This is a genomic window from Paenibacillus sp. FSL H8-0079, from assembly GCF_037991315.1.
Classification (GTDB): domain Bacteria; phylum Bacillota; class Bacilli; order Paenibacillales; family Paenibacillaceae; genus Paenibacillus.
This window is the reverse complement of the sequence record NZ_CP150300.1, coordinates 275,094-299,356: the sequence shown is the minus strand read 5'-3', so window position 1 is coordinate 299,356 and position 24,263 is coordinate 275,094. Positions and strand designations below refer to the sequence as shown.

The 24,263-nt window shown below is 48.8% G+C and carries 13 protein-coding genes and 2 rRNA genes; 4 read left to right on the top strand and 11 right to left on the bottom strand.

Annotation, left to right across the window (positions count from 1 at the left end):
- The 9 genes from MHI06_RS01310 to MHI06_RS01270 all read right to left on the bottom strand — a co-directional run bounded on the left by MHI06_RS01310 (nt 1) and on the right by MHI06_RS01270 (nt 15,280).
- Nucleotides 1-2,927 (bottom strand): 23S ribosomal RNA (locus tag MHI06_RS01310).
- A 307-nt stretch (nt 2,928-3,234) separates the two neighbouring features.
- A 16S ribosomal RNA gene (locus MHI06_RS01305) occupies nt 3,235-4,787 on the bottom strand.
- The 16S and 23S rRNA genes sit together here, the layout of an rRNA operon.
- A gap of 627 nt (nt 4,788-5,414) precedes the next feature.
- The gene (locus MHI06_RS01300; RefSeq protein WP_340400162.1) at nt 5,415-5,960 is read right to left on the bottom strand and encodes a GNAT family N-acetyltransferase; all 546 of its coding nucleotides are present in this window, start codon (nt 5,958-5,960) and stop codon (nt 5,415-5,417) included.
- A 54-nt stretch (nt 5,961-6,014) separates the two neighbouring features.
- Nucleotides 6,015-7,625, bottom strand: coding sequence for a response regulator (locus MHI06_RS01295; RefSeq protein ID WP_169482176.1), 1,611 nt, complete (start codon nt 7,623-7,625; stop codon nt 6,015-6,017).
- Complete coding sequence (locus MHI06_RS01290) at nt 7,622-9,472, bottom strand: sensor histidine kinase (protein WP_340400161.1); 1,851 nt, start codon at nt 9,470-9,472, stop codon at nt 7,622-7,624. The genes MHI06_RS01295 and MHI06_RS01290 overlap by 4 nt, the downstream gene beginning before the upstream one ends.
- A gap of 28 nt (nt 9,473-9,500) precedes the next feature.
- Nucleotides 9,501-10,349, bottom strand: coding sequence for a carbohydrate ABC transporter permease (locus tag MHI06_RS01285; RefSeq protein ID WP_340400160.1), 849 nt, complete (start codon nt 10,347-10,349; stop codon nt 9,501-9,503).
- The gene (locus MHI06_RS01280) at nt 10,346-11,296 is read right to left on the bottom strand and encodes a sugar ABC transporter permease (protein ID WP_248278232.1); all 951 of its coding nucleotides are present in this window, start codon (nt 11,294-11,296) and stop codon (nt 10,346-10,348) included. Before MHI06_RS01280 ends, MHI06_RS01285 begins: the two co-directional genes overlap by 4 nt.
- 48 nt (nt 11,297-11,344) lie before the next feature.
- A complete protein-coding gene (locus tag MHI06_RS01275) occupies nt 11,345-12,685 on the bottom strand; it encodes an ABC transporter substrate-binding protein (RefSeq protein ID WP_340400159.1) in 1,341 nt (446 codons plus the stop codon).
- 348 nt (nt 12,686-13,033) lie between these two features.
- Entirely contained in the window at nt 13,034-15,280 is a 2,247-nt protein-coding gene (locus tag MHI06_RS01270) for a glycoside hydrolase family 88 protein (protein ID WP_340402029.1), read from the bottom strand.
- Between the two features lie 370 nt (nt 15,281-15,650).
- On the opposite strand from MHI06_RS01270, the gene MHI06_RS01265 reads away from it, so the two are divergent.
- On the top strand, nt 15,651-16,478 hold the full coding sequence (locus MHI06_RS01265) for a methyl-accepting chemotaxis protein (RefSeq protein WP_169482172.1): 828 nt from the start codon (nt 15,651-15,653) through the stop codon (nt 16,476-16,478).
- Nucleotides 16,479-16,644: 166 nt separating this feature from the next.
- On the opposite strand, the gene MHI06_RS01260 is transcribed toward MHI06_RS01265, so the two are convergent.
- Nucleotides 16,645-17,463, bottom strand: a complete 819-nt coding sequence (locus MHI06_RS01260; RefSeq protein WP_076320084.1) for an endonuclease/exonuclease/phosphatase family protein — start codon at nt 17,461-17,463, stop codon at nt 16,645-16,647.
- Nucleotides 17,464-17,743: 280 nt separating this feature from the next.
- Between MHI06_RS01260 and MHI06_RS01255 the strand changes: the two genes are divergently transcribed.
- Both MHI06_RS01255 and MHI06_RS01250 read left to right on the top strand, forming a co-directional pair.
- The gene (locus tag MHI06_RS01255; protein ID WP_340400158.1) at nt 17,744-19,522 is read left to right on the top strand and encodes an SWIM zinc finger family protein; all 1,779 of its coding nucleotides are present in this window, start codon (nt 17,744-17,746) and stop codon (nt 19,520-19,522) included.
- 5 nt (nt 19,523-19,527) lie between these two features.
- Nucleotides 19,528-22,548, top strand: coding sequence for a DEAD/DEAH box helicase (locus MHI06_RS01250; protein ID WP_340402028.1), 3,021 nt, complete (start codon nt 19,528-19,530; stop codon nt 22,546-22,548).
- 111 nt (nt 22,549-22,659) lie between these two features.
- Here the strand turns inward: MHI06_RS01250 and MHI06_RS01245 are convergent, their stop codons facing one another.
- Nucleotides 22,660-23,124 (bottom strand): hypothetical protein, encoded by a 465-nt coding sequence (locus MHI06_RS01245; protein WP_340400157.1) that lies wholly within the window; start codon nt 23,122-23,124, stop codon nt 22,660-22,662.
- A gap of 385 nt (nt 23,125-23,509) precedes the next feature.
- Here MHI06_RS01245 and MHI06_RS01240 point away from each other — a divergent pair, with 385 nt between their 5' ends.
- Nucleotides 23,510-24,193, top strand: a complete 684-nt coding sequence (locus MHI06_RS01240; RefSeq protein ID WP_340400156.1) for a type 1 glutamine amidotransferase domain-containing protein — start codon at nt 23,510-23,512, stop codon at nt 24,191-24,193.
- The last annotated feature ends 70 nt before the right edge of the window (nt 24,194-24,263 follow it).

The window sequence follows — 24,263 nt, the reverse complement described above, 5'->3', positions numbered from 1 at the left end:
TTGGATAAGCCCTCGACCGATTAGTACTGGTCAGCTCCATGCATTGCTGCACTTCCACCCCCAGCCTATCTACCTCGTCGTCTTCAAGGGGTCTTACATACTGGGAAATCTCATCTTGAGGGGGGCTTCACGCTTAGATGCTTTCAGCGTTTATCCCGTCCGTACATAGCTACCCAGCGGTGCTCCTGGCGGAACAACTGGTACACCAGCGGTACGTCCATCCCGGTCCTCTCGTACTAAGGACAGCTCCTCTCAAATTTCCTACGCCCACGACAGATAGGGACCGAACTGTCTCACGACGTTCTGAACCCAGCTCGCGTACCGCTTTAATGGGCGAACAGCCCAACCCTTGGGACCTACTTCAGCCCCAGGATGCGATGAGCCGACATCGAGGTGCCAAACCTCCCCGTCGATGTGGACTCTTGGGGGAGATAAGCCTGTTATCCCCAGGGTAGCTTTTATCCGTTGAGCGATGGCCCTTCCATGCGGTACCACCGGATCACTAAGCCCGACTTTCGTCCCTGCTCGACTTGTAGGTCTCGCAGTCAAGCTCCCTTATGCCTTTGCACTCTTCGAATGATTTCCAACCATTCTGAGGGAACCTTTGGGCGCCTCCGTTACTCTTTAGGAGGCGACCGCCCCAGTCAAACTGCCCACCTGACACTGTCCCCGCACCGGATTACGGTACTAGGTTAGAACCTAGATACGATCAGGGTGGTATCCCAACATTGCCTCCATGCAAGCTGGCGCTCACACTTCAAAGGCTCCCACCTATCCTGTACAGATCGTACCCAAATTCAATATCAAGCTGCAGTAAAGCTCCATGGGGTCTTTCCGTCTTGTCGCGGGTAACCTGCATCTTCACAGGTATTAAAATTTCACCGGATCTCTCGTTGAGACAGCGCCCAAGTCGTTACGCCATTCGTGCGGGTCAGAATTTACCTGACAAGGAATTTCGCTACCTTAGGACCGTTATAGTTACGGCCGCCGTTTACTGGGGCTTCGGTTCACAGCTTCGGATTGCTCCTAACCACTCCCCTTAACCTTCCAGCACCGGGCAGGCGTCAGCCCGTATACTTCGCCTTACGGCTTCGCACAGACCTGTGTTTTTGCTAAACAGTCGCTTGGGCCTTTTCACTGCGGCCCCCTCGTGCTATTCACACTACCGGGGCACCCCTTCTCCCGAAGTTACGGGGTCATTTTGCCGAGTTCCTTAACGAGAGTTCTTCCGCGCGCCTTAGAATACTCTTCTCGCCTACCTGTGTCGGTTTGCGGTACGGGCACCATCACCTGGCTAGAGGCTTTTCTTGGCAGTGTGAGATCATGACCTTCGCTACTACAATTTTCGCTCCCCATCACAGCTCAGCCTTAATGATGTGCGGATTTGCCTACACATCAGCCTCACTGCTTAGACGGACATCCATCAGTCCGCGTCACTACCCTACTGCGTCCCCCCATTGCTCATAACGGCTTACGGTGGTACAGGAATTTCGACCTGTTGTCCTTCGACTACGCCTTTCGGCCTCGCCTTAGGTCCCGACTTACCCTGAGCGGACGAGCCTTCCTCAGGAACCCTTAGGCTTTCGGCGGATCAGATTCTCACTGATCTTTTCGTTACTCATACCGGCATTCTCACTTGTATAATGTCCAGCGCTCCTTACGGTACACCTTCAACCCTTATACAACGCTCCCCTACCCCTGATGCAAAGCATCAAGCCATAGCTTCGGTGGTGTGTTTAGCCCCGTTACATTTTCGGCGCAGAGTCACTCGACCAGTGAGCTATTACGCACTCTTTCAATGGTGGCTGCTTCTAAGCCAACATCCTGGTTGTCTGTGCAACTCCACATCCTTTTCCACTTAACACACACTTGGGGACCTTAGCTGATGGTCTGGGCTGTTTCCCTTTTGACAATGGATCTTAGCACTCACTGTCTGACTCCCGGAAGTAAGTCTATGGCATTCGGAGTTTGACTGAGCTTGGTAACCCTTGCGGGCCCCGCACCCAATCAGTGCTCTACCTCCACGACTCTGTTTTCCGAGGCTAGCCCTAAAGCTATTTCGGGGAGAACCAGCTATCTCCGAGTTCGATTGGAATTTCTCCGCTACCCCCACCTCATCCCCGCATTTTTCAACATGCGTGGGTTCGGGCCTCCAGTGCGTGTTACCGCACCTTCACCCTGGACAGGGGTAGATCACCCGGTTTCGGGTCTACGTCCACGTACTAAATCGCCCTATTCAGACTCGCTTTCGCTGCGGCTCCGGCTCTTCACCTTAACCTTGCACGGGAACGTAACTCGCCGGTTCATTCTACAAAAGGCACGCCATCACCCCTAAAACGGGCTCTGACTTTTTGTAAGCACACGGTTTCAGGTTCTATTTCACTCCCCTTCCGGGGTGCTTTTCACCTTTCCCTCACGGTACTGCTTCACTATCGGTCGCTAGGAAGTATTTAGCCTTGGCAGATGGTCCTGCCGGATTCATACGGGGTTTCACGTGCCCCGCACTACTCGGGATCCGTCTCGGAGGGAACAGACTTTCAACTACAGGGCTTTTACCTTCTTTGGCGGGCCTTTCCAGACCTCTTCGCTTAACCGGTTCCTTTGTAACTCCATGTGAGACGTCCCACAACCCCAAAGAGCAAGCTCTTTGGTTTGGGCTTCTCCGCGTTCGCTCGCCGCTACTGACGGAATCACTATTGTTTTCTCTTCCTCAGGGTACTTAGATGTTTCAGTTCCCCTGGTATGCCTCTGCATAACCTATGTATTCAGTTATGAGTAACTGGAAATTACCCCAGCTGGGTTTCCCCATTCGGACACCCCCGGATCAAAGCTTGCTTACAGCTCCCCGAGGCAGTTTCGTTGTTCGCCACGTCCTTCATCGGCTCCTAGCGCCTAGGCATCCTCCGTGTGCTCTTAGTAGCTTAACCTCGTGCTCCGGTTTCGACTGCTCGCTTCCCTTGTTTTGCTTGCGCAAAGCCAAAAGTCGCTCCCATTCGATACCATCGTACGTGCAATCTACCTTATAAAAACACTTCACTTGTTTACACAAGATCAGCTTAAAGGAATGTTCTAATTCGCGTTTGTTTCGTTTCGATATCTAGTTTTCAAAGAACAAGCTCCATGCAAAAGCAAGCTGTTTGAGAGTTTGAGCTCTCAAAACTGAGCAACGAGTGAGTGTTTTGCAGCTAAGCTGCGGTTTTGAATGTTTCCGTTGCAGGAAACGATTCTCCATAGAAAGGAGGTGATCCAGCCGCACCTTCCGATACGGCTACCTTGTTACGACTTCACCCCAATCATCTATCCCACCTTCGGCGGCTGGCTCCTTGCGGTTACCCCACCGACTTCGGGTGTTATAAACTCTCGTGGTGTGACGGGCGGTGTGTACAAGACCCGGGAACGTATTCACCGCGGCATGCTGATCCGCGATTACTAGCAATTCCGACTTCATGCAGGCGAGTTGCAGCCTGCAATCCGAACTGAGACCGGCTTTGTTGGGATTGGCTCCATCTCGCGATTTCGCAGCCCGTTGTACCGGCCATTGTAGTACGTGTGTAGCCCAGGTCATAAGGGGCATGATGATTTGACGTCATCCCCACCTTCCTCCGGTTTGTCACCGGCAGTCTATCTAGAGTGCCCACCCGAAGTGCTGGCAACTAAATATAAGGGTTGCGCTCGTTGCGGGACTTAACCCAACATCTCACGACACGAGCTGACGACAACCATGCACCACCTGTCTCCTCTGTCCCGAAGGAAAGATACATCTCTGCATCGATCAGAGGGATGTCAAGACCTGGTAAGGTTCTTCGCGTTGCTTCGAATTAAACCACATACTCCACTGCTTGTGCGGGTCCCCGTCAATTCCTTTGAGTTTCAGTCTTGCGACCGTACTCCCCAGGCGGAGTGCTTAATGTGTTAACTTCGGCACCAAGGGTATCGAAACCCCTAACACCTAGCACTCATCGTTTACGGCGTGGACTACCAGGGTATCTAATCCTGTTTGCTCCCCACGCTTTCGCGCCTCAGCGTCAGTTACAGCCCAGAGAGTCGCCTTCGCCACTGGTGTTCCTCCACATATCTACGCATTTCACCGCTACACGTGGAATTCCACTCTCCTCTTCTGCACTCAAGTCACCCAGTTTCCAGTGCGATCCGGGGTTGAGCCCCGGGATTAAACACCAGACTTAAATGACCGCCTGCGCGCGCTTTACGCCCAATAATTCCGGACAACGCTTGCCCCCTACGTATTACCGCGGCTGCTGGCACGTAGTTAGCCGGGGCTTTCTTCTCAGGTACCGTCACCTTGAGAGCAGTTACTCTCCCAAGCGTTCTTCCCTGGCAACAGAGCTTTACGATCCGAAAACCTTCATCACTCACGCGGCATTGCTCCGTCAGGCTTTCGCCCATTGCGGAAGATTCCCTACTGCTGCCTCCCGTAGGAGTCTGGGCCGTGTCTCAGTCCCAGTGTGGCCGATCACCCTCTCAGGTCGGCTACGCATCGTCGCCTTGGTGAGCCGTTACCTCACCAACTAGCTAATGCGCCGCAGGCCCATCCCCAAGTGACAGATTGCTCCGTCTTTCCAGTTCTCTTCAGGCGAAGAAAACAACTATTCGGTATTAGCTACCGTTTCCGGTAGTTGTCCCAAACTTGAGGGCAGGTTGCCTACGTGTTACTCACCCGTCCGCCGCTAACCATCAGAGAAGCAAGCTTCTCTTCAAGTCCGCTCGACTTGCATGTATTAGGCATGCCGCCAGCGTTCGTCCTGAGCCAGGATCAAACTCTCCAATAAAGTATTGAAAAGAGCGATATGCTCATTTTGAATCTGACGAGATTAAAAATCTCATTTGTGCTCTAGTTGATTCAAGCCAAGGCTTGAATCAAACTTTTGCGTTCATTCTGCAAGCAGAATGTTTACTCACTCGTTGTTCAGTTTTCAAAGATCAAACTTGTTTTTGTTACCGGGCGTTGTTCTCCTCAGCAACTTTTATATCATAACACTTCCGAACCAACTTAGCAAGCTCTTTTTTTAAAGTTTCTTTCGAAGCTTATTTGTTTTGCTTGCGGCACTATGTTTCTCGTGTTTTTTTGGCCGGAAATAGAATATACCATATGCACAACATAATTACTACTTGTAAAATATCCCATCTTTGAACTTCGCGTTTATTTGAAATAATCTCTTTTCAAACTATTCTTCTCGATGGCAATATCCTCTTACTATACCCTACATACACTCGCCAGTCTATTCTGTCTCAATACAGGTTACGAATAGAACCGATCAGCATCATTACGTTCTATATAATAAGAACCACAATATCATACGGGAGAATAATGCTATCTATTTTATAGATATCGAATATAGTAATTGAACTCACTCTTCTGTGAGCTTGATAAGTTATGGACTTCACTTCTATACTTGTTACTCTTTGAACCTGCCCATCACTATCGTGTCGTAATACTGTCTATCCGCATGTCTACGATCCCTTTTCAAAATGCCTTCGATCTCGAACCCACTCTTTTGATATAGCTCAATTGCCTTTTTGTTGGATGCTAGCACGTTCAACGTCATTTTCTCCACAGCAGTCTGATCCGCCCATTCTATTGACTGTTCCAACAGGTTCTTCCCAATCCCATGTCCCCAGAACTCTCTGGCTACACACACCCCGAACTCAACCTTATGGCTAAATCGCTTCAACTCCGTACCTTCACATCGGGAGTACCCCACAATCTCGCCCGCTACTTCAGCAACGAGGAACAGATTCCGCGACTTCTCGGTGTCCAACTGGATGATACGCCTAAACCCGGCTGGGTCGATATACACCTCGCCCTCTTCACGATCCATGTTCACAGTTTCCCCGTCCAGTTGTACACGAAGTGAAGACAGGGTTTCAGCATCCTTTTCCTGTGCCGATCTAATCGAGTAAGATACTCCTTTAATGAAATAATCCTGCTGTTCGATAATCATAAGAACCATTCCGCCTATTCCACTTTAATTAAATATTCTATACTCCCTACCGCTCTACCCCACCTCAGACGGACTCTTGCCCGTAAGCATTTTGAACACCTGACTGAAATACGTCGCATTACGGAACCCGGTCATCTCGCTCACCTCATATACCATGTAATGTCCCGACTGCAACAGTTCCAACGCTCGCTGAATTCGGTACCCGTTCAAATAACTCACAAAATTCTCACCGGTCACCCTTTTGAACAGTTGACTCAGATACTTCGGATGTACAAATAATCCCTTGGCTATCGCTTCAAAACTGATCTCTTCAGCGTAATGCAGCTCCACATACTGTTTCACCTGCTCTATCAGTTTATTGGTTTTCTTCTCGCCCATCTCTTTGCGTATCTGTTCGAGCCAGTTGCAGATAATACGATCCATCCAGCTTACCAGATCATGCAAAGCATATTTCGATTGAATTTCACGCAGAAAATCACTCATCGCCATTGGCTGGGGTAACATAGGGTGAAGTCGGTTCCAACTATGAATCAACGTGTCAAACAGACTGACGGCCACCACCTGTACATCCTGTATCCCAACACAGTTACCCTCTTTCAGCAGAAGGCGAATATGATGCCATACCTCTTCCGCCAGATCAGGTCTGATATCCGTCCAAGCCTCATTCCATTGACGAAGCATTAACGAATAATCGGTCACACTTGGTTCTGTATCCTCTGAAGCTTCATAGTGGTAGATACGACTTCCACCTTGAAACTCTGCTGTTTCCACCGCTTCCCGGCTCTCCAGATAAGAATCTATCACCTCACATGGGTGACTTTTGGATCTTCCTATTCCAGCACTTACTTCGATTTTAAGATACGTAAAGATCTGATCGATCATCCTCTCCACGAGTGGCAAAACCTCCTCCAGCTGATCCTCATCCTCTTGGTCTCCTAATAGAAGCAACACAAATACCTGATCCGAATAATCAACAATCTCTACCTGACCATTCATGCGCGCCGTATGCTCTTTCACTGTCTCCAGAATAATATCGGCCGCCCCATAGCGGAGAAGCTGCCAGTCTCGTTCTTTCATCCTTGTCAAAAATACGGGGCGATTCAGTTGCAGACTAATGGCGCGTGTCTGGGAGGACATATGAATGCCTATATAGTCCATGCGTTCTTTAGGCAGCTCGTCTGCCCGATATCGCGTAGTCAGCAGTTCGTGAAGAAATTGTTTGCGCAAATACGGAAGTACCCGTCCAACCTCCTGCTTGTACGTCTGCTCCAGTCGCTCATGCCGCTCTCGCACATCTTGTTCCAGCAATACCTCCCTCAGCACAGACTCAATCTCCTCCACCTCCGCCGGCTTTAGCAAAAAGTGATTTACCCCCCAGCGCATAGCTGCCCGGGCGTTCTCGAATTCGTCATATCCACTGAGGATGATGATCGGCAGATGGGGATGATCACGTCGTAACGTCTGCGTAATCTCAAGCCCGGTCATCCCCGGCAGATAGACATCCGTCATAACAAGATCGGGATGCATGCGTTGAAAAAGATCAATTGCATCCAAGCCATTCGAAGCAGTACCTGCAATGCTGAGGCCCAGGGAAGGCCAATCAATATGTTCAGTTAGTGCCTTAACAATATGCGGATCATCATCTACAAGCATAATGGTCTTCATCCTTTTTCACCGTCCAGCCACAGATTTAATTGCTCGTCTGTCTCTATGCGCGGCAGCGTAATGGTCACTTCCACGCCGCCCAACTCTCCATCGCTTAGTTGAACGCCATATCTTTTTCCGCAATACAGCTTAATACGCTGATGTACATTCCGTACACCGATGCCACACGTCTCTTCGAGTTTCCACCCCTCCGGCAAACCTTGCCCATTATCCGTGATACGAATGACGATATCCGCGTGGGTGCTTTCCGCTTCGTGCATGTGGACCTGAATTCGAAGTGTGCCTTCTTCGGGATGTGCGTGCATAACAGCATTTTCAATAAAGGGCTGCAAAATGATCTTGGGGATGTAACAACCGCGAATACGCGGATCGATATGTTCCTGATATTGAATAGAGAAGGGTAGACGCTCTGACTGAATGCTGACGTAGCAACGCGCATGCTCCAACTCATCCCGTACCCGAATAAATAATCTCCCCCCACTCAGTCCGATCCGTAACAGCTTACTGAGTTGTACAATCATACGACTGATATCCTTAGCTTCGTAATCAAGCGCGCGCCAGTGGATCATGTCGAGGGTGTTGTATAGAAAATGGGGTTTGATCTGGGCCTCAAGCAAGCCCGTCTGGGCTTCCCGCTTAGCACGGCTCTCATCCTTCACCTGTTCCATCAGCGTTGTGAGCTGTGAAGCCATATGATTGAAACCATACGCCAAATGGGCGTATTCTTCCGTAAACGAAAGTTGCACCCGAGTATCGAAGTCCCCTTTCTCCAATTGTCTCATTCGTTTAATCAATTGACGTAGAGGACGAATAATCCGCCGCACGAACAAATACGCAAGTATTGCCGAGCATAACAACCCCAGCACTGCAATGCCAAGAATCTGCCACCCTGCGTGTCTGACAGGGGATAACAGCATATAAACAGGAATAGTCTGCACCAGACGCCACTGAAGCATCGCTGGTCTGGAATATAGAACAAGCTGAGAGCCCCCGGGTTTACCGGAGACCACTTCGAACCCGTCCTCTCCACGCTGGACGTGTTGCTGAATCCATGCACTATCTATAATAGAAGAAGAGTATTCACCCTCACCACTTGTAGCGGGGTCATCTGGCCACTTAGATCCCTCGATGGGATCAGCTTCACCCATTTGCATGACGACATTGCCAGCCGTATCCACCAGCAGTACCTTGCCATCCAATACCATAGGCATATCCGCAAACCTGCGTACAATATCTGCGCGACTCAGCCGGATAAGCACATAGGCAACCGTACCCCCTCGGCTGTCAAAGATTCGCTGGGAGTATCCAATTAACGATTGACCAGATTCATTCTCGCGTAAAGGTACCCATGCTGCATCTGCCTGTTCCAGTGCATCGAACCAGGAATCACCGGATATTGTGCCTACCGGGAATATGCGATCAGGCATGGTAACAGCTACACCGTTAAATGCATCCGTGTACAACTCTATAGAAGTAATGCCTTCACTGACGACCAGCGTATGATCCAATATACGGGAAACTTCCCGCCGTTGATGAATCTGCGAAAGTCTTCCAGTCTCCATCGTTTCGAGCAGATTGGACAGTTCCCGATTGCTTGCCAAAGCATAGGCTGTTCCGGTTACCCCTGTGATGAAATCGAATCCCCGACGTGTGCTCTCGTTCAGAAGAGCCAGGCGTGCTTTGCTAATCTCGGCAAAGGTGACCGCTGAGAAGGACTGATATGACAGCCAGACGATCACCGAGACGAGCAGCAGGTTAAACGCAATAAAGCAAGTCACCATCAATGTGGAGAGCTTGCTTTGTTGCAGCTTTTGATTAATATATGAAGACCATCTTCCTTTCCGCATGCGAAAATCAACTCGTTTCGTCTTGGAATTACCCTTTGAGCCCAGAGGTTGCGATTCCTTCCACGAAGTACTTTTGACACACGATAAATACGATAAAACATGGCACTAGCGACAACACCGACATCGCAAACATCGGACCCCAATCGGATTGAGAGCTGGAATCAAGGAACAGGCGTAGACCTAACGGCACTGTATATTTGCTCACATCACTCAGGTAGATCAACTGACTGAAGAAGTCGTCCCATGTCCACAAGAACGTAAAGATCATCGTAGTGACTAATGCTGGGAAAGCCAGTGGAATGATGATTTTGGTGTATATTTTCACAGGACCGCATCCATCAATAGTGGCCGCTTCATCCAGCTCTTTGGGCAACCCTCGGAAGAACTGCACCATGAGAAAAATGAAGAATGCGTCGGTCGCTAGCCATTTCGGCACGACGAGGGGCAGATACGTATTCACCCACTCCAGGTGGTTGAAAAGGATATACTGTGGGATCAGCGTCACATGATGTGGCAGCATGATCGTCATGAGCATCAGACCAAAGCAGATGGCTTTGAAACGAAAATTCAGTCGGGCGAAGGCATACGCCGCCATAGAGCAGGAAATGACATTGCCCAGCACGGCGCCGAGCGACAGTACGACAGAGTTGGTCAGGAAACGGGAGAACGGATTACCCTGAATTCCCGACCAGCCATTCATGTAATTTTTCCAATTCCATTCCTGCGGCCAGAACCAGGTCTCTGTAAAGATCATATGTCCCGGTTTGAACGAGCTTCCGAGCATCCAGAGAATCGGATAGAGCATGACAAAGGCGATGCCAGAGATCAGCACATGTTTGCCGACGACCCATGCTGTGGAGTTTCGTTGTCCAATCATGATTTTCCACCATCCTCATAGTGCACCCACAGCTTGCTACTGCGGAATACGAGCAATGTAAATACGCCAATCAGGATCACCAGCACCCAGGCCATCGCGGAAGCATAGCCCATCTGAAAGAATGAGAATCCTTTTTTGTACAGATACAGAGAGTACATTAAGGTTGAATTCACTGGCCCTCCGCTGCCGTTACTGATGACGAAAGCCTGCGTGAACGATTGAAAGGACGTAATCAGCTGCATGACGAGATTGAAGAAGATGACGGGTGACAGAATCGGCAACGTTATATAGAAGAATCTCCGCAGAGGACCTGCACCATCTACCGCCGAGGCCTCATCATACTCGGGTGGAATCTGCTTCAGGCCTGCCAGGAAAATAATCATCGATGATCCAAACTGCCACACGGATAACAGCACAATGGAGTACAGCGCATACTTCGGATTGGCAACCCAATCGGGCGCCTTAATTCCTACCATGGCAAGAACACTATTGAGCAGCCCGTCCCCACCCAGCATTTTACGCCACAACATCGCAATCGCCACGCTACCTCCAAGTAATGTCGGGATGTAATACACCGTCCGGTAAATACCGAGCCCTCGAATCCCTTTGTTGAGCAACATCGCTACAAGCAGTGCGAAGATCAATTTGACCGGTACGGATACAGCGACATATGTGAACGTTACCTGGAGTGATTTGGTGAACAGTTTATCGGACGTAAACATGGTCGTGTAGTTATCCAGACCGACCCAGGAAGGGGCGGCCAGGATACTGTAATCGGTGAACGAAATGTATAACGATACCAACATGGGACCCAAAGTGAGAAATAACAACCCGACAAGCCATGGGGCGAGGAACAGAAGCGCGGCTCCATTATGCGCATATCTCCGTTTTACCCGCCGGGTAGCTACACTCTCGATTCGGGCTTGACTGACCTGAGATGTAGTCATTTTCGCAACCTCCCCGCAGAATTAGAAGTCTGGAACGGTTTCAACGGTTTATTGACTCGATCCAAGCGTAGCCTTAGCTCCTTCAATAAACTGTGCAATCACATCCGGAGTATTACCTTGACCGAAGGCAATCTGCTCGCTTGCGCTCTTGAAACTCGTGTCCACTTCAGCAAATCCTTGCGGGTATGGCGGGTCAATCTCGCTGGAGTTCTTCGATACAATATCGATAAATTGGAAAATGGCTTGCTCTGCTTCCGGTAATGTAGGCTGCAGCTGTTCACGAATGCTGGAATTGACTGGCACCCCACGTTCAGAGCCGAGAATGGCAGTAGCTTCTGGATCATTGACCATAAAGTCAATGAACATGGCCACTTCTTTGGCATGCTTTGTTTTGCCATAACCGGAGATGAACTGACTTGGTTTCAGATATTCCCCGATCTGTTTCTCATCTACACCATGCGGAAGCACTTGTATGCCAAGCTTATGATCCTGGTTTTTATTCACCTGCTGGAATGTCAGCAATTGATTAGACCACGCAAAATCCATGGCAGCTGTTCCAAGTGAGATCGGGCGTGTCTCCAGCGCATTCGTTGTGGATGCCGTTATCTCCGCTGTGGTGACTCCACCATTCTCACGAAGTACACCCCACATATCGAACCATTGTTGAAGCTCCTCGCTGGTAGCGGTCATCGTGCCACCGTCGAACAATCCTTTCCCGGATTGCCGGATAAACACTTCAAACATGTTGGTTGTACCTGAGATGTCTGCCGATCCATAGAACCCCTCACCTTTGGCTACGGCGATCTTGGTCGCAATATCTCCAAAATCCTTCCATGTCCAGCTCTCTTGTGGTTCTTCAATACCTAATTCCTGAAATACGGTGGCGTCATAAATGACACCTGGTGCGTTAACTCCGAGGGTAATTGCATATAATTTATCGTCAATCGAACCGGCTGTAATCATACTCTGATCATGATCCTCTGTCCGCAGCTCTTTGCTCTCTGCAAACGGAGTCAGGTCAAGCAAGGCACCACGCCGGGCAAAGTCAGTCAGAAAGGCGTAATCCATCTGGATGATATCCGGTGCATTCGAACCAGCTACCTGTGTAGTCAACTTGTCAAAATAACCGTCCCAACCGGAGTATTCAGGCTTAATGGTGATTCCCGGATGTTTCTCTTCAAACAATTGGATCACTTTGGTTGTCAGATCATGTCTAGTCTGTGATCCCCACCAGGTCATGCGCAGTTCAACCTTACCTGATGAATTCCCCTCACTTCCACTTGCTTCACCAGAAGAAGATGGTGTATCGGTGGCCCCTCCAGAACAGGCTGTAGCGAACAATAACAGGGACAGGCAGAACAGGGTTACCCACTTTTTCGTGATCATCATAAATGAATTTCCTCCCCTTCTTGCATTTATGGAATCGCTTACAAAACCTATTGTATCGGTCCATTGCTGCACATGACATAAACAAAAGTAAGCTTTCCTGTCAAAAAAGTAAGGAGTTACAGGAATCAAAAACCACCGGGAATAACATTCCCGGCGGTGATGTTCCCGTATCAGATATGATTACGGGGATACAAGCCTAGTGCATTAATTAAGCAGAAGTTAACGGGTTGGTATGGAAAAGATAGTATGGAAATCATTCCATTACAGCTCTTTTACGGCCTCAGACTCGTTCGAAGAAGCGCGACGATCAGCCGTCATCACCGTTGTGTTTCATATAGTTATGGTCTGTCAGGAATGTGTGACGGCAGGTGAAGTCACCTGGTGATCAGCCAAATGATTCTTCATTTTGGCTACCTCAGTTCCTGCCAACATCATAATGCCAATTCCGTGATTGTCATTGGTGACGGTACGCAAGTCCTGATCATAATACTCTGCCGTAAACGCATATCGCGATCCGCTGCACACCCCATGAACGTTCCCTTGACGATCAATCGCTTTGCAGATAAGTCCCTTCCAAGCTCGCTGGGCAGCCGTGACGTAAACTTCAGGGTCTTTGAACCAGCCAAAGCGTACACCTCTCGCAAAACCATAGGCAAACATCGCTGTGCAGGAGGCTTCTTCATACGTCTGCGGAGCATTCAACACCTGATGCCACAACCCACTTTCCCCTTGAAGTGCCGCGTACCCTTCACACAGCTCGTTGAAGAAATTAATTAAAGCCGGGCGCTCAGGATGCTCCTTAGGTAAAGCTTCCAATACCTCTGTCAAGGAAAACAGTGTCCAGCCGTTCCCCCGTCCCCATGGAATTTGCGTTGCCTGTCCGTATTTGAAATCATATACGTGAGACATAATCTTGAACTCAGGAATGAACAGATATTTTCGATACAATAAAAATTGTCTGGCGGCTTCATCCAGTGCGGATGAGTTTCCGGTCACCCGGGCATAACGAACAAGAAACGGCGTGCTCATATAGAGGTCGTCGGCCCACATGGTATTCTCGGCATACTCCCCTACGCATGTGCGATAAAACGCACCATCCTCCTGCCGCTCCAGGCGGGAAAGCATGAAATCCGCAATCCGTTCAGCAATCGGAAGAAACGTCGGTTCATGACACTCTGAATACGCTTCCATCATGGCTGAACCAAAAGAACCGCAGTTATCCAGCATTTTCAGCATGACCAATTGTTGATTGACTGCCGGGAAACCATACTGCTCCCGATCCCATAATGAGTACTCATACATCTGGGTACATGCCTGCACATGCTCAGCCGCATAACGCGTAATATCTGGTCTCTGCAGATAACGCCCCGTCCGTAATAGACCATATACAGTGACACCCAATGGATAATCCCAGCGACCATAATTGGTTACACTGCCCACGGTCCATTTGTTGCTTAACATGGCATTTTCATAATAAGGTCTGATCCAAGCATCCGGTCGATCTAAGCGCCAGTACGTCTGTTCTAGCCCCGTTTGGTACACTCGGTCCGTTCGAGTCAGATCCGCCAAGTCCGGTTCAACCACCGATTCAAAAGGTCCAACATATAACCAAGACTCTCCATTAGCACCATGCACACGCTGAGGAAGTTCCAGTGAGAGCGGCTTGCCCGACACGGTTGCATTCAAATTAAAATGCCAAGGTCCCGCCGCCGTATCATTGCATTCACTTCGGACAAGCAGGTCACTCCGCCAAAAAGAGGCTGGTACATCCACCTCGAACGGACCCGCTTCCTTCACTTGCGCCACAGACTTGCCGCTAATCCATATACTCAGAGAACCGGAAGATTGACCTGACAGTCGCACCGGACTTCCCGTTGAATCGGTATTGTTCAGGTGAGTCCAAGCATAAGCGTGCCGTCCAGGAAGATGCCCGTATATTCTTTCCAGAGCTGGCTTGGTCTCATCCTCATCAGACCAGCCTGTCTCAGGCAGCCACTTCAAACTGTAATCTGCTTCTTTTCCCAATAGGTCCGGTTGTTTACTCGCGGTTCGGTTCGGTTGGGAGAACACCCATCCGGCTTGTCCCTGTCTCTCCTGGAACGGAGCAAATACATTCAAAATGCGCACTTTTCCTTCATCTGATCCAAACTGGCAGCCAAAGCCGGCAGGCGTGTTTTTCATTTCCAGCCAAATGGTGTTCCAACCGGGCTTGATGTCGATGCTGAGCTTCACCGTTGCATCAGGACTAATCTCATCCATTACCGTAGAGCGATAAATCAGCTGCTCATTGAAATAGAACCGAACAGGCCCATAACAGCGGACCAGCACATCCAGATTTCGGTCCTCATCCCCCCATACCAGCGCAGCTGCATAGGAAATATGGTCTTTTGGCGCATCAGGAAAGCGTTTACCTAGGTTCAGATCATAAAGCCCTTTTTCATTTTGCAAAATACCAGACTTCTGGAATACCCGATATACAAAATCAGCCTGTGCATTAGCTCCAATATATCTCTCGGCCAGTACCTTCAGCACCTGATCCTGATCTTCTCCAAATCGGTAATACATGCTCTGCGGTTCACTGAAATAGGTCGTCATCGATGGCACACATCCCTCTCCCGTTGAAATAAAGTCTTATATCATTGCATTCATACCATCCACACTGGAGCACCAAACTGATATACAGCAATAAAGTATAGCGCTTAACCTAGGTGGATAATCCCCTTACCGGGAAATAGGTATGTCTCTTGGTTATCTTCTGAATATCCGAATAATAATCCCAGTATAACTGACATGTTCGGTGGTGGCTACAGATTTTTGATTACGCTTACAATTATATTCGATTTAGTCGCCTGGTCTCTTCAGATTAACTTAAATTTGAACAATGGTTTAAAAACGAGAAAACGTTACCGATATAAATACTAGATTAAAAAATTCCACTTTTTGTATCGGGAAGGAAAGATGCACATTGAATACTCTTGAATCTCTGGTAAATGCTATGCCTTTTGTTAGCCAAATGTTCCGTGACGACATATCCATATCCATTAATGATCATGAGAAAGTATTGTATTTTTCCGAAGCAAAAAGTCTGGAGATTGGCGTGAAGGTTGGGGATGAGCTACATGATGATTATAAACATTTCAAAATGCTGACTAACAGAGATTCCCGTACCGTGGCACGCATGCCTGGTGATCTGCAGGGCAGACCTTTTGATGCCATTCTAATCCCTATTAAAGAGAACGATCAGGTCGTGGGTATATTGGGTGTGAACTACGCACTGGATAGTCACATGACACTGGAAACGCTGATCCGCGAAAATGAAACGACCATCAATGCGCTAGTCGGTGGCATCCAGCAGATCGCAGCACATTCGGAGGAACTTACCGCGACCTCAGAAGAGATTCTTCGTAACTCCAAGAAAGCTTCAGAGAACTCGGTCAGTGTATCTAAAGTAACGAACGTTATTCGTGAAGTATCCGAACAAACCAATCTGCTTGGACTGAACGCCATGATTGAGGCAGCCCGTGTTGGTGATCAGGGAGCTGGCTTCGGAGTGGTAGCCAGTGAAGTACGCAAGTTGTCGGATCATACGAAACAAGCAGCTGCTGATATCGAATCATCCCTAGGCAGCGTGCAAGATTCCATGAAACATATGGAGCAGGAGATCAGTCAGATTACAACCGCAACAGTGGATCAGGCCAAGCTTGTTACCGAGTTCATGGAAAGTATCGAACAGCTTAGTGAGACAAGCGCGAATCTGAAAAAGTTTGTACATCAGATGCTGGCGCTCGAATAGTAGTCCAGTTCCGCAGCACCAAGAAGAACAAACCATATTACATGTACATAGGAAATTATGTTTGAATGTAAAAAGCCTCCGGCCACTTCCCTTTACAGGAAGTCAGCGGAGGCTTTGTTTCGTATTTGCGGTGATATCACCTTTACTGTTTATGCTCACACGGCTGTTATATCTCTACAGCGACGCCAAAATGGTCAGACACTACCGGCCCGTTTTTACCGTTCAAGACCACGGTAGAAGATTTAGCCTGAATCGGACGATTGGAGAAAATATAGTCGATCCGAAGATCGCGTTTGTTATCTGCCCAGCCGGCAATGGCCTTCACCACGGTTGCTCCTTCATCCTTTTGCAATGCTGTGGTGTACAGGTCATTCCAGCCTTTATTCATCATATAATCATAGCCTTCACCACGCACTTCCGCGACATTATTGAAATCACCCATTATATATAACGGCTGGTCCATGTAGGGGGCAAGCTTGCTCTCCGTCAACTCCCACTGTCCCTTGAAGGGTTCCTGCGCATCATCCCACCAGTTATAATGTCCGTTCACAAACCAGGTTGCTTCACCTTGGACGACCGTCTGAATTCCCACAATCTTGCGTGTACGATAGTTGTTATAATCTCGCATGTGGGACACGTATTCCCCAAAAGCCTGCTTAATCGGCGTCCGGCTAAGGATCGCCAGTCCTTCATCGTATTTTTGGAACCCGACATGGGCGGGTATCCACGTCCAGTAATATTGCTCTGTCAGCTGCTGAAGCAGGACGTAGGCATAGTTATCTTTTTTAATCACAGCGTCGGATTCAGTGGCATAATACATCTTCAGCTCTTCTTCAGAAAGCGCCGCTTCCTGCATGGATTGGTTGACCTCCTGCATGGAGATCACATCAAATTGATGTGTATTAATAAAATCAGCCAGTTGACTGATCTTGTTCAGTTGATCCTCTTCCGCCCAGGCGTGTGTGTTTAACGTAAGTATTTTCATATGCTCTCTCCTGTTGTTTGTAGTATGGCCTTTTCCTCGGCCTGCATCGTTCCTGAAAGGAATACATACCATAAGCATACACAATATGGTGCATTCTTGCATGTCGTCCGCCAGCAGAACCGACGTGTTCATCCTGACTCCTGTTGGTCTAAAATAACTTCAAATTCTTCATAACCCATGCACGGATTGACTCATAACTGATATGATGGATACAACAAATTCACAACATCACGTTATAAACGTGGTGATTACTGAACCTATGTTTACCCCAGGAGATGGAATGATGAACATACCGAATAACATGAGGATGGATGATGCGCAGTGGCAACAGTGGATCAGGCAGATTGCGGAGCATTTTAATAACCTGACGATCATGCGCGGATTCCAATATTATAAACAAAAACGTGTCGGACCATTAACCTATTCCGAACAACAAGGGATCTCGGCCATTGTACAAGGATCGGAAGAATATGAGGTCACCCTGAGCATGCAATCTCTGTCTACCAGTCATTGTACCTGTCCGGTGAGTTCCCTATGCAAACATATGACTGCTGTATTGATGAGTTATGCCGAGCAACTGGAGCGACCTGTGCATGCGATTGTGAATGCGCACTCCAGTACTGCGCTCAAACAAACGACTAAACCCGTCGGAGCCATGTCAGCAGGACTATCCAGCTATACAAAATCCGATGAACAACAGGATATGGACATTCCGGATAACCAATACAGCCAGGTCAAGGAACGTGCAACAGAACTTGCCGATCTCGAAATCTCGGAATGGCACGAACTATTCCACTCCTGTCTGAGACGGCTGGGTACTGGCACAGCAAGCACATCCTACGTACAGGAAGCAACGGACGAGCTATATGCCATTAAACCAAGGCTGTCCGCTGCAATGGACCAACTTTTTGAACTTCATGTACAGCTGTACCTCATCCGATTCTGCGTGCCTCCGGCTCGTAACTCCATCACGCATACCCCCGTGTACTTGAGCTACCCTGCCCAGCTCGCGGTGGATGCACTTCAGAAAGACATTGAACGGATCTTTAACCATGCGTTAGACCTGTCAGGTCTAAAGGGAAACAAGCTTGAGCAACATTGGAACAGACTGGCCGAAACATCGGCTTATTTACGTAAACAGATGATGTCGGAGACAGCCAGCATGATGTTCTTCACTCCGATCTATCGTCAACTGTGGTTGAACTGGATTGTGCCTGAGCTTCAAGGGCCACGGGACATGCTATCATCGGAACAGGCTATCTTAAATGATATAGAGCGTGGTATAACCGCCGCTTCGACACCTCACCAGTCAGGTGGAAGTGTCTTGGGTAGCACTCAAAGTAATGGAAGTAGTAGTGAGGGACCGAGCAAAACCGTAACACTTCCCCTGCCGCTGTTACTCGCGCAGAGCTGGATGCACTTCCATCTGGGACAAGATGATCAGGCATGGCAGCGACTCATCCATGGAAGCTCGGCCTACGGTTTCCCGCCAGAACAGCTGTTGCATTTTCTTCATGTACTCGCAGATTCGGCTGAATGGAAGCGGCTTGGGGATTGGTTGGTACAACTTGGACCCCTTCTGGCGAATCGGCGCAACACACCTTTGAATGATTACATGCATCTGTGGGATTCGGCCATTCAACATCTGCCCGATGCAGAGAACCGCATGTGGGACACGCTTGTCAGTATGCTTCCCCACTCCCGCCCAGCCTACGAGGATGCCATGCATTCGCGTGGACAGTGGCGCAGGTGGATTGATTTTCAGCTGAGTACGGGAACGGAACCTCTCGAATTCCGCGTAGCGATGCTGCAACCAATCGAAAAAGATGCACCTGAGTTGCTGCTCCCCTTCTATCATCAAGCGGTAGAGCGTTATATCGGACACAAGAACAGGGACGGATACAAAGCAGCGGTAAAGCTGCTGAAACGTCTGTCCAAAATTTATAAAAAAATGAAGCAAGAAGCGCACTGGGAGCAATTCATCACCACACTCGCTGTTCGTAACAGTCGGCTGCGCGCCCTGCAGGAAGAGCTTCGGAAAGGTAAACTGATCTCATGAGCTTAATTCATCCTTACACTGAAACGATTGAGGTTCATGTCGCTTTAACCGGATATGGCGATGCTTTGTTTTACGGAGCACTCAACACACACCACTTTGTACCGGGACAGTCGCTTAAGCATCGATTATTCGCTTGGCATGCCCCTTCCTTCTACGGTACCGAACTGGAAGTTCGGCAGATTGAGGAGATTGAGCTGGTTGTTCTGCCTGCGGAAGAAGTGATTCCCTTTTTTGCCGAGATGCATACGCTGCTTCATATTGAATGGAAGTGGGACGAGCAAGCGGAACATCTGATTCGACTAGCTCCAGCACTGGCATCCTCCATAGAGAAACGAAAATACGTACCTAGCTTCGAGGCCTACCGTGCAGGACAGCTTCAGTGGACCTGGGACCCGGATAGCTTGAAAAAGCAGGATCGATCTTCGCTTACCAAAGCGATTCAGCAAACGGACGAGAGTTATGCCGAAGGACTCGGGGCGGCCTATTCCGCCTTCGTATTCCAACGCTGGTACAGTTCGGAAGAAGCTGCAACGGATCTGAGGCGTGAATTTCCGCAGTTGTTCCCAGAGCGCGGCACTCTCCCTAAGACAGCCGGAATGGACGCCCAGTCCTGGCTCGTATCTATTGGCTGGAAAGCAGATGCCGCACCATTCAGACCCATGCTGCAGTTGCAGGAACCGGACGAGGATGAGCCATCTTGGCGGCTGCGATTGGTGTTGCAGAACAAGCTGGATGCCGCTGTATTGGTGCCCGTCATGCTGGATTCACGGGGCAGACTTGAAGGCGAATGGCCCGAGTTATGGACACCGTTCATTCTGGATCGCTCCGCCGGATGGCTGGATCAGCTGCGTGCACATCTGCCGCGTCTTGGAAGCTCCATTAGCGGCAGGCGGGATGTGCTGAGTGATCCTTTGGGAGATCAGGAAGCCTGGCAGTTTCTGACGCAGGATAGCGGGCGGTTGCTCGCAGCGGGCTGGCAAGTTCTGCTGCCTGGTTGGTGGGAAGCAGCCCGTAAGAAGAAACCAAAGTTGCGTGCTAAGGTACAGCCGGAGGAAGGTAGTGAGCGGGGCCAATCGTTCTTCGGACTGGACTCGATTATTCATTTTGACTGGCGAATTGCGATTGGTGACACGGATCTCAGCGAAGATGAATTCGCCGACCTTGTTGCCCGTAATGAACGACTGGTTCGCTTCCGTGGAGAATGGGTTCCTCTTGACCCCGACCTGCTGGAACAGATACGTCGTGCCATGGGCGGTGTAGATCGGGAACAGGGACTCTCATTCCAGGATATTCTGCACCTGCATCTGCTGCACAATGAGCAACGGGAATATCGCAACCAGAAATGGAAGGAAGGACAACAAACCGAGGAAGAGCAGCAACCACAGGATGACCAGAACATTCGGCTGGAAGTAGAACTGAATGAGCACCTGAACCGGGTTATTGCACAACTCGGGGGCGGACAAGGTGGCGCGCCTTCTCTTCCCATTCCTACAGGACTCCATGCCGAGCTGCGATCGTATCAGAAGGAAGGTTTTGCATGGCTTGGTTTCCTGCGCAGATTCGGCCTTGGGGCATGTCTTGCCGATGATATGGGTCTCGGGAAAACCATTCAATTCATCACGTATCTGTTACACATCAAAGAACATGAACCACGTAAGCCGGGACAAGCTCCGGCACTTCTGATCTGCCCAACTTCCGTACTTGGCAACTGGCAAAAGGAGATTAGCCGCTTCGCGCCCTCCATTAATGTCAGTCTGCATTATGGCGCACGCCGATTAAGTGGAGAAGAATTCCGGGAGCAGACCGAGCAGGTGGATATTATTATCACGTCCTTTGCTACGGCTACACTGGATCAGGAGATGTTACAAAACTATACGTGGTCATGCATCTGTCTCGATGAAGCACAGAATATCAAGAATGCTCAGACCAAACAGTCGCTGGCTGTCCGCAGCTTCCCTGCGAAACACCGCATTGCCATGACAGGTACGCCGATCGAGAATCGGTTATCCGAGCTGTGGTCAATCTATGACTTTATCAATCCAGGATATCTGGGCAACGGCCGGGCATTCCAGACTCGCTTCATCAGTGCCATAGAGAAAGACAAAGATGAGCAGCGGATGCAGGATCTACAGCAATTGGTGAAACCATTCATGCTGCGCCGCAAGAAAAAAGATCCCAATATCCAGCTTGATCTGCCGGACAAAAACGAGATGAAGACTTACATTCACCTTACGGGCGAACAAAGTGCATTGTATGACCAGTCCGTGCAGGCTCTGATGGATAAAATGAAAGAACTGGAAGGTATTAAGCGCAAAGGCGCAATTCTATCAGCTTTAACCCAACTCAAGCAACTGTGTGATCACCCACTTCTGCTGACCAAAGAAGCCTTGCCAGAGGAACTGCCCGAAGACGGCACATTGACATCTGCTTATGACGTGTACAGCCCGCAGGATATGGCGATGCTGATTAGTCGCTCCGCGAAGCTGGAACGACTGATGGAACTTGTCCGCGAATTACGGGACGAGGGCGAGCGATGCCTGATTTTCACCCAATACATCGGTATGGGTCAGATGCTGCAACAGGTATTGCGTCAGGAGTTGCAGGAACCTGTGCTATATCTGCACGGGGGTACGTCCAAAACGGGACGGGATCGTATGATTGAGGAATTCCAATCCCGTACATTGCCTGAGGACAAGCAACCGTCCGTCTTCATTCTGTCCATCAAGGCTGGCGGTGTGGGATTGAATCTGACCGCAGCCAATCATGTCTTCCATTTTGACCGCTGGTGGAACCCTGCTGTAGAGAATCAAGCCACCGACAGAGCTTATCGTATGGGTCAGACCAAGGATGTTCAGGTGCATAAGTTCATCTCTCTTGGCACATTGGAGGAACGGATCGACGAGATGTTGGAGAGCAAACAACAGCTTAGCGATAACATCATCACAAGCTCCGAGAACTGGATTACCGAATTGTCGACGGATGAGTTGCAGGATCTGTTCACTCGGCGTCGAGACTGGTCGGGCTAACTTGGATTAGATGAGATATATCATAAAAAAGAGAAATACAAAAAGAGCGAAGTTTCGGAAAGTAAATTCCGGCTTCGCTCTTTTTGTGTTGTTGCAGTTAATTATCCGTTCTTAACGCATGTTACCGATGATGGATGATCTTGAATCCTGCATTTTTTTGACAAAGTTTGTCATGACATCAAACGCTTCATTGCGCTTGTTGGACATGGACTGCAGACGAAGCATGTCCATCTGTTGGGAGTTGCTCGCAGCATCAATTTGACCTTTCAGCTTTTGAACAGCTGCTTCATCCCCATTTTGCTGGGCTATCTGCAATTTAGCGTTCAAATCCGCGATCTGTTGATTACGGTTCTGTACCTCCTGGATTTGCGTTTGCAATTGTGCATCCAGTAATTTGGTACGTTCTTGTTGGACCATCATCAAAGCTGTTTCGATATCCATACCGCTAATGTTGATAGGTGTTACGCCAGAGATATTGGAGACGGAAACTGTGCTCGCTGAAGCTGAAGAGACGATGGATACTGCAGCAACAGCAGCAACTACTGTTGAAGCGAAAAGTTTGCCTGAACGTTTCATGAATGTTCCTCCAAGTATATATGTAATTTGTACCAGTTTTTTGTTGGCATCTTCCGCCATTCTAAATCAAAAGAACTAGTTGTTCAATCAAAATAACTTCAAATTTGAATTAATCTCGATTTCCCTTACACCCGCCTACCTCCGCTTACAATTTGAGTAAATTAAGCAGGGCATACTAAGTAAAAGTATATTCTTACGGGCATATTTACTACGACTAGATTGTTCTTTACTCCTACGCTTGAAAGTCACATTGGAGATCGCGGATACGCTCATGATTTTACTTTAGAAAATGGTTATGTTATATTTAGTAATAGATTTTACACAATTTAATTTTGTGATATTTAATATAAATGAATGTTATATACTTTACGGGAGGTTTTTTTATATGAAAAAGATACTAGTTGTTCTCACAAATGTAGATAAGTACGCAACGAAGGACGAGCCTACCGGCTTGTGGCTAAGCGAAGCAACTCACTTTATTGAAGAGTTTGATCACAACGAGAATGTTCAGATCGATCTGGTTAGCCCTAAAGGTGGGAATGTACCTCTTGATCCGAAAAGTCTCGGCGATTCTCTGGATGAGAGCACCAAAGCCTATTTCGAGAACGAAACGTTCATGAAACAATTGAAATATACGTTGAAACCTGGCGAAGTAAACGCGAGTGACTACGATGCAATCTACTTCACAGGGGGGCACGGTACGATGTGGGATTTCCCAGACAATGCCGAACTTCAAGAGCTTTCTCGTGATATCTATGAAAAAGGTGGCGTTGTATCCGGCGTGTGCCACGGGGTTACAGCACTGTTGAATGTGAAGCTGTCCAACGGCTTGCTTTTGATCAACGACAAAACGGTTTCCGGCTTCACGAATGAAGAAGAAACATTGGCTCAACAAACCGAGTATGTTCCTTTCCTGTTGGAAGATGCATTGAGAGAACGCGCTGCACAATACGATAAAGCTGCTGCCTTCAGCTCCTATGTCACAACAGATGGCCGCGTGGTCACAGGACAGAATCCGCAATCCAGCAAAGCTGTAGCTGAAAGTGTTAAACAACTGCTGGGTCTGTAAAATAAACCGATCGATCCCTCTCCTCCCCCAGGAGATCATATAGATGTACAAAGCAAAACAGCACGTGATC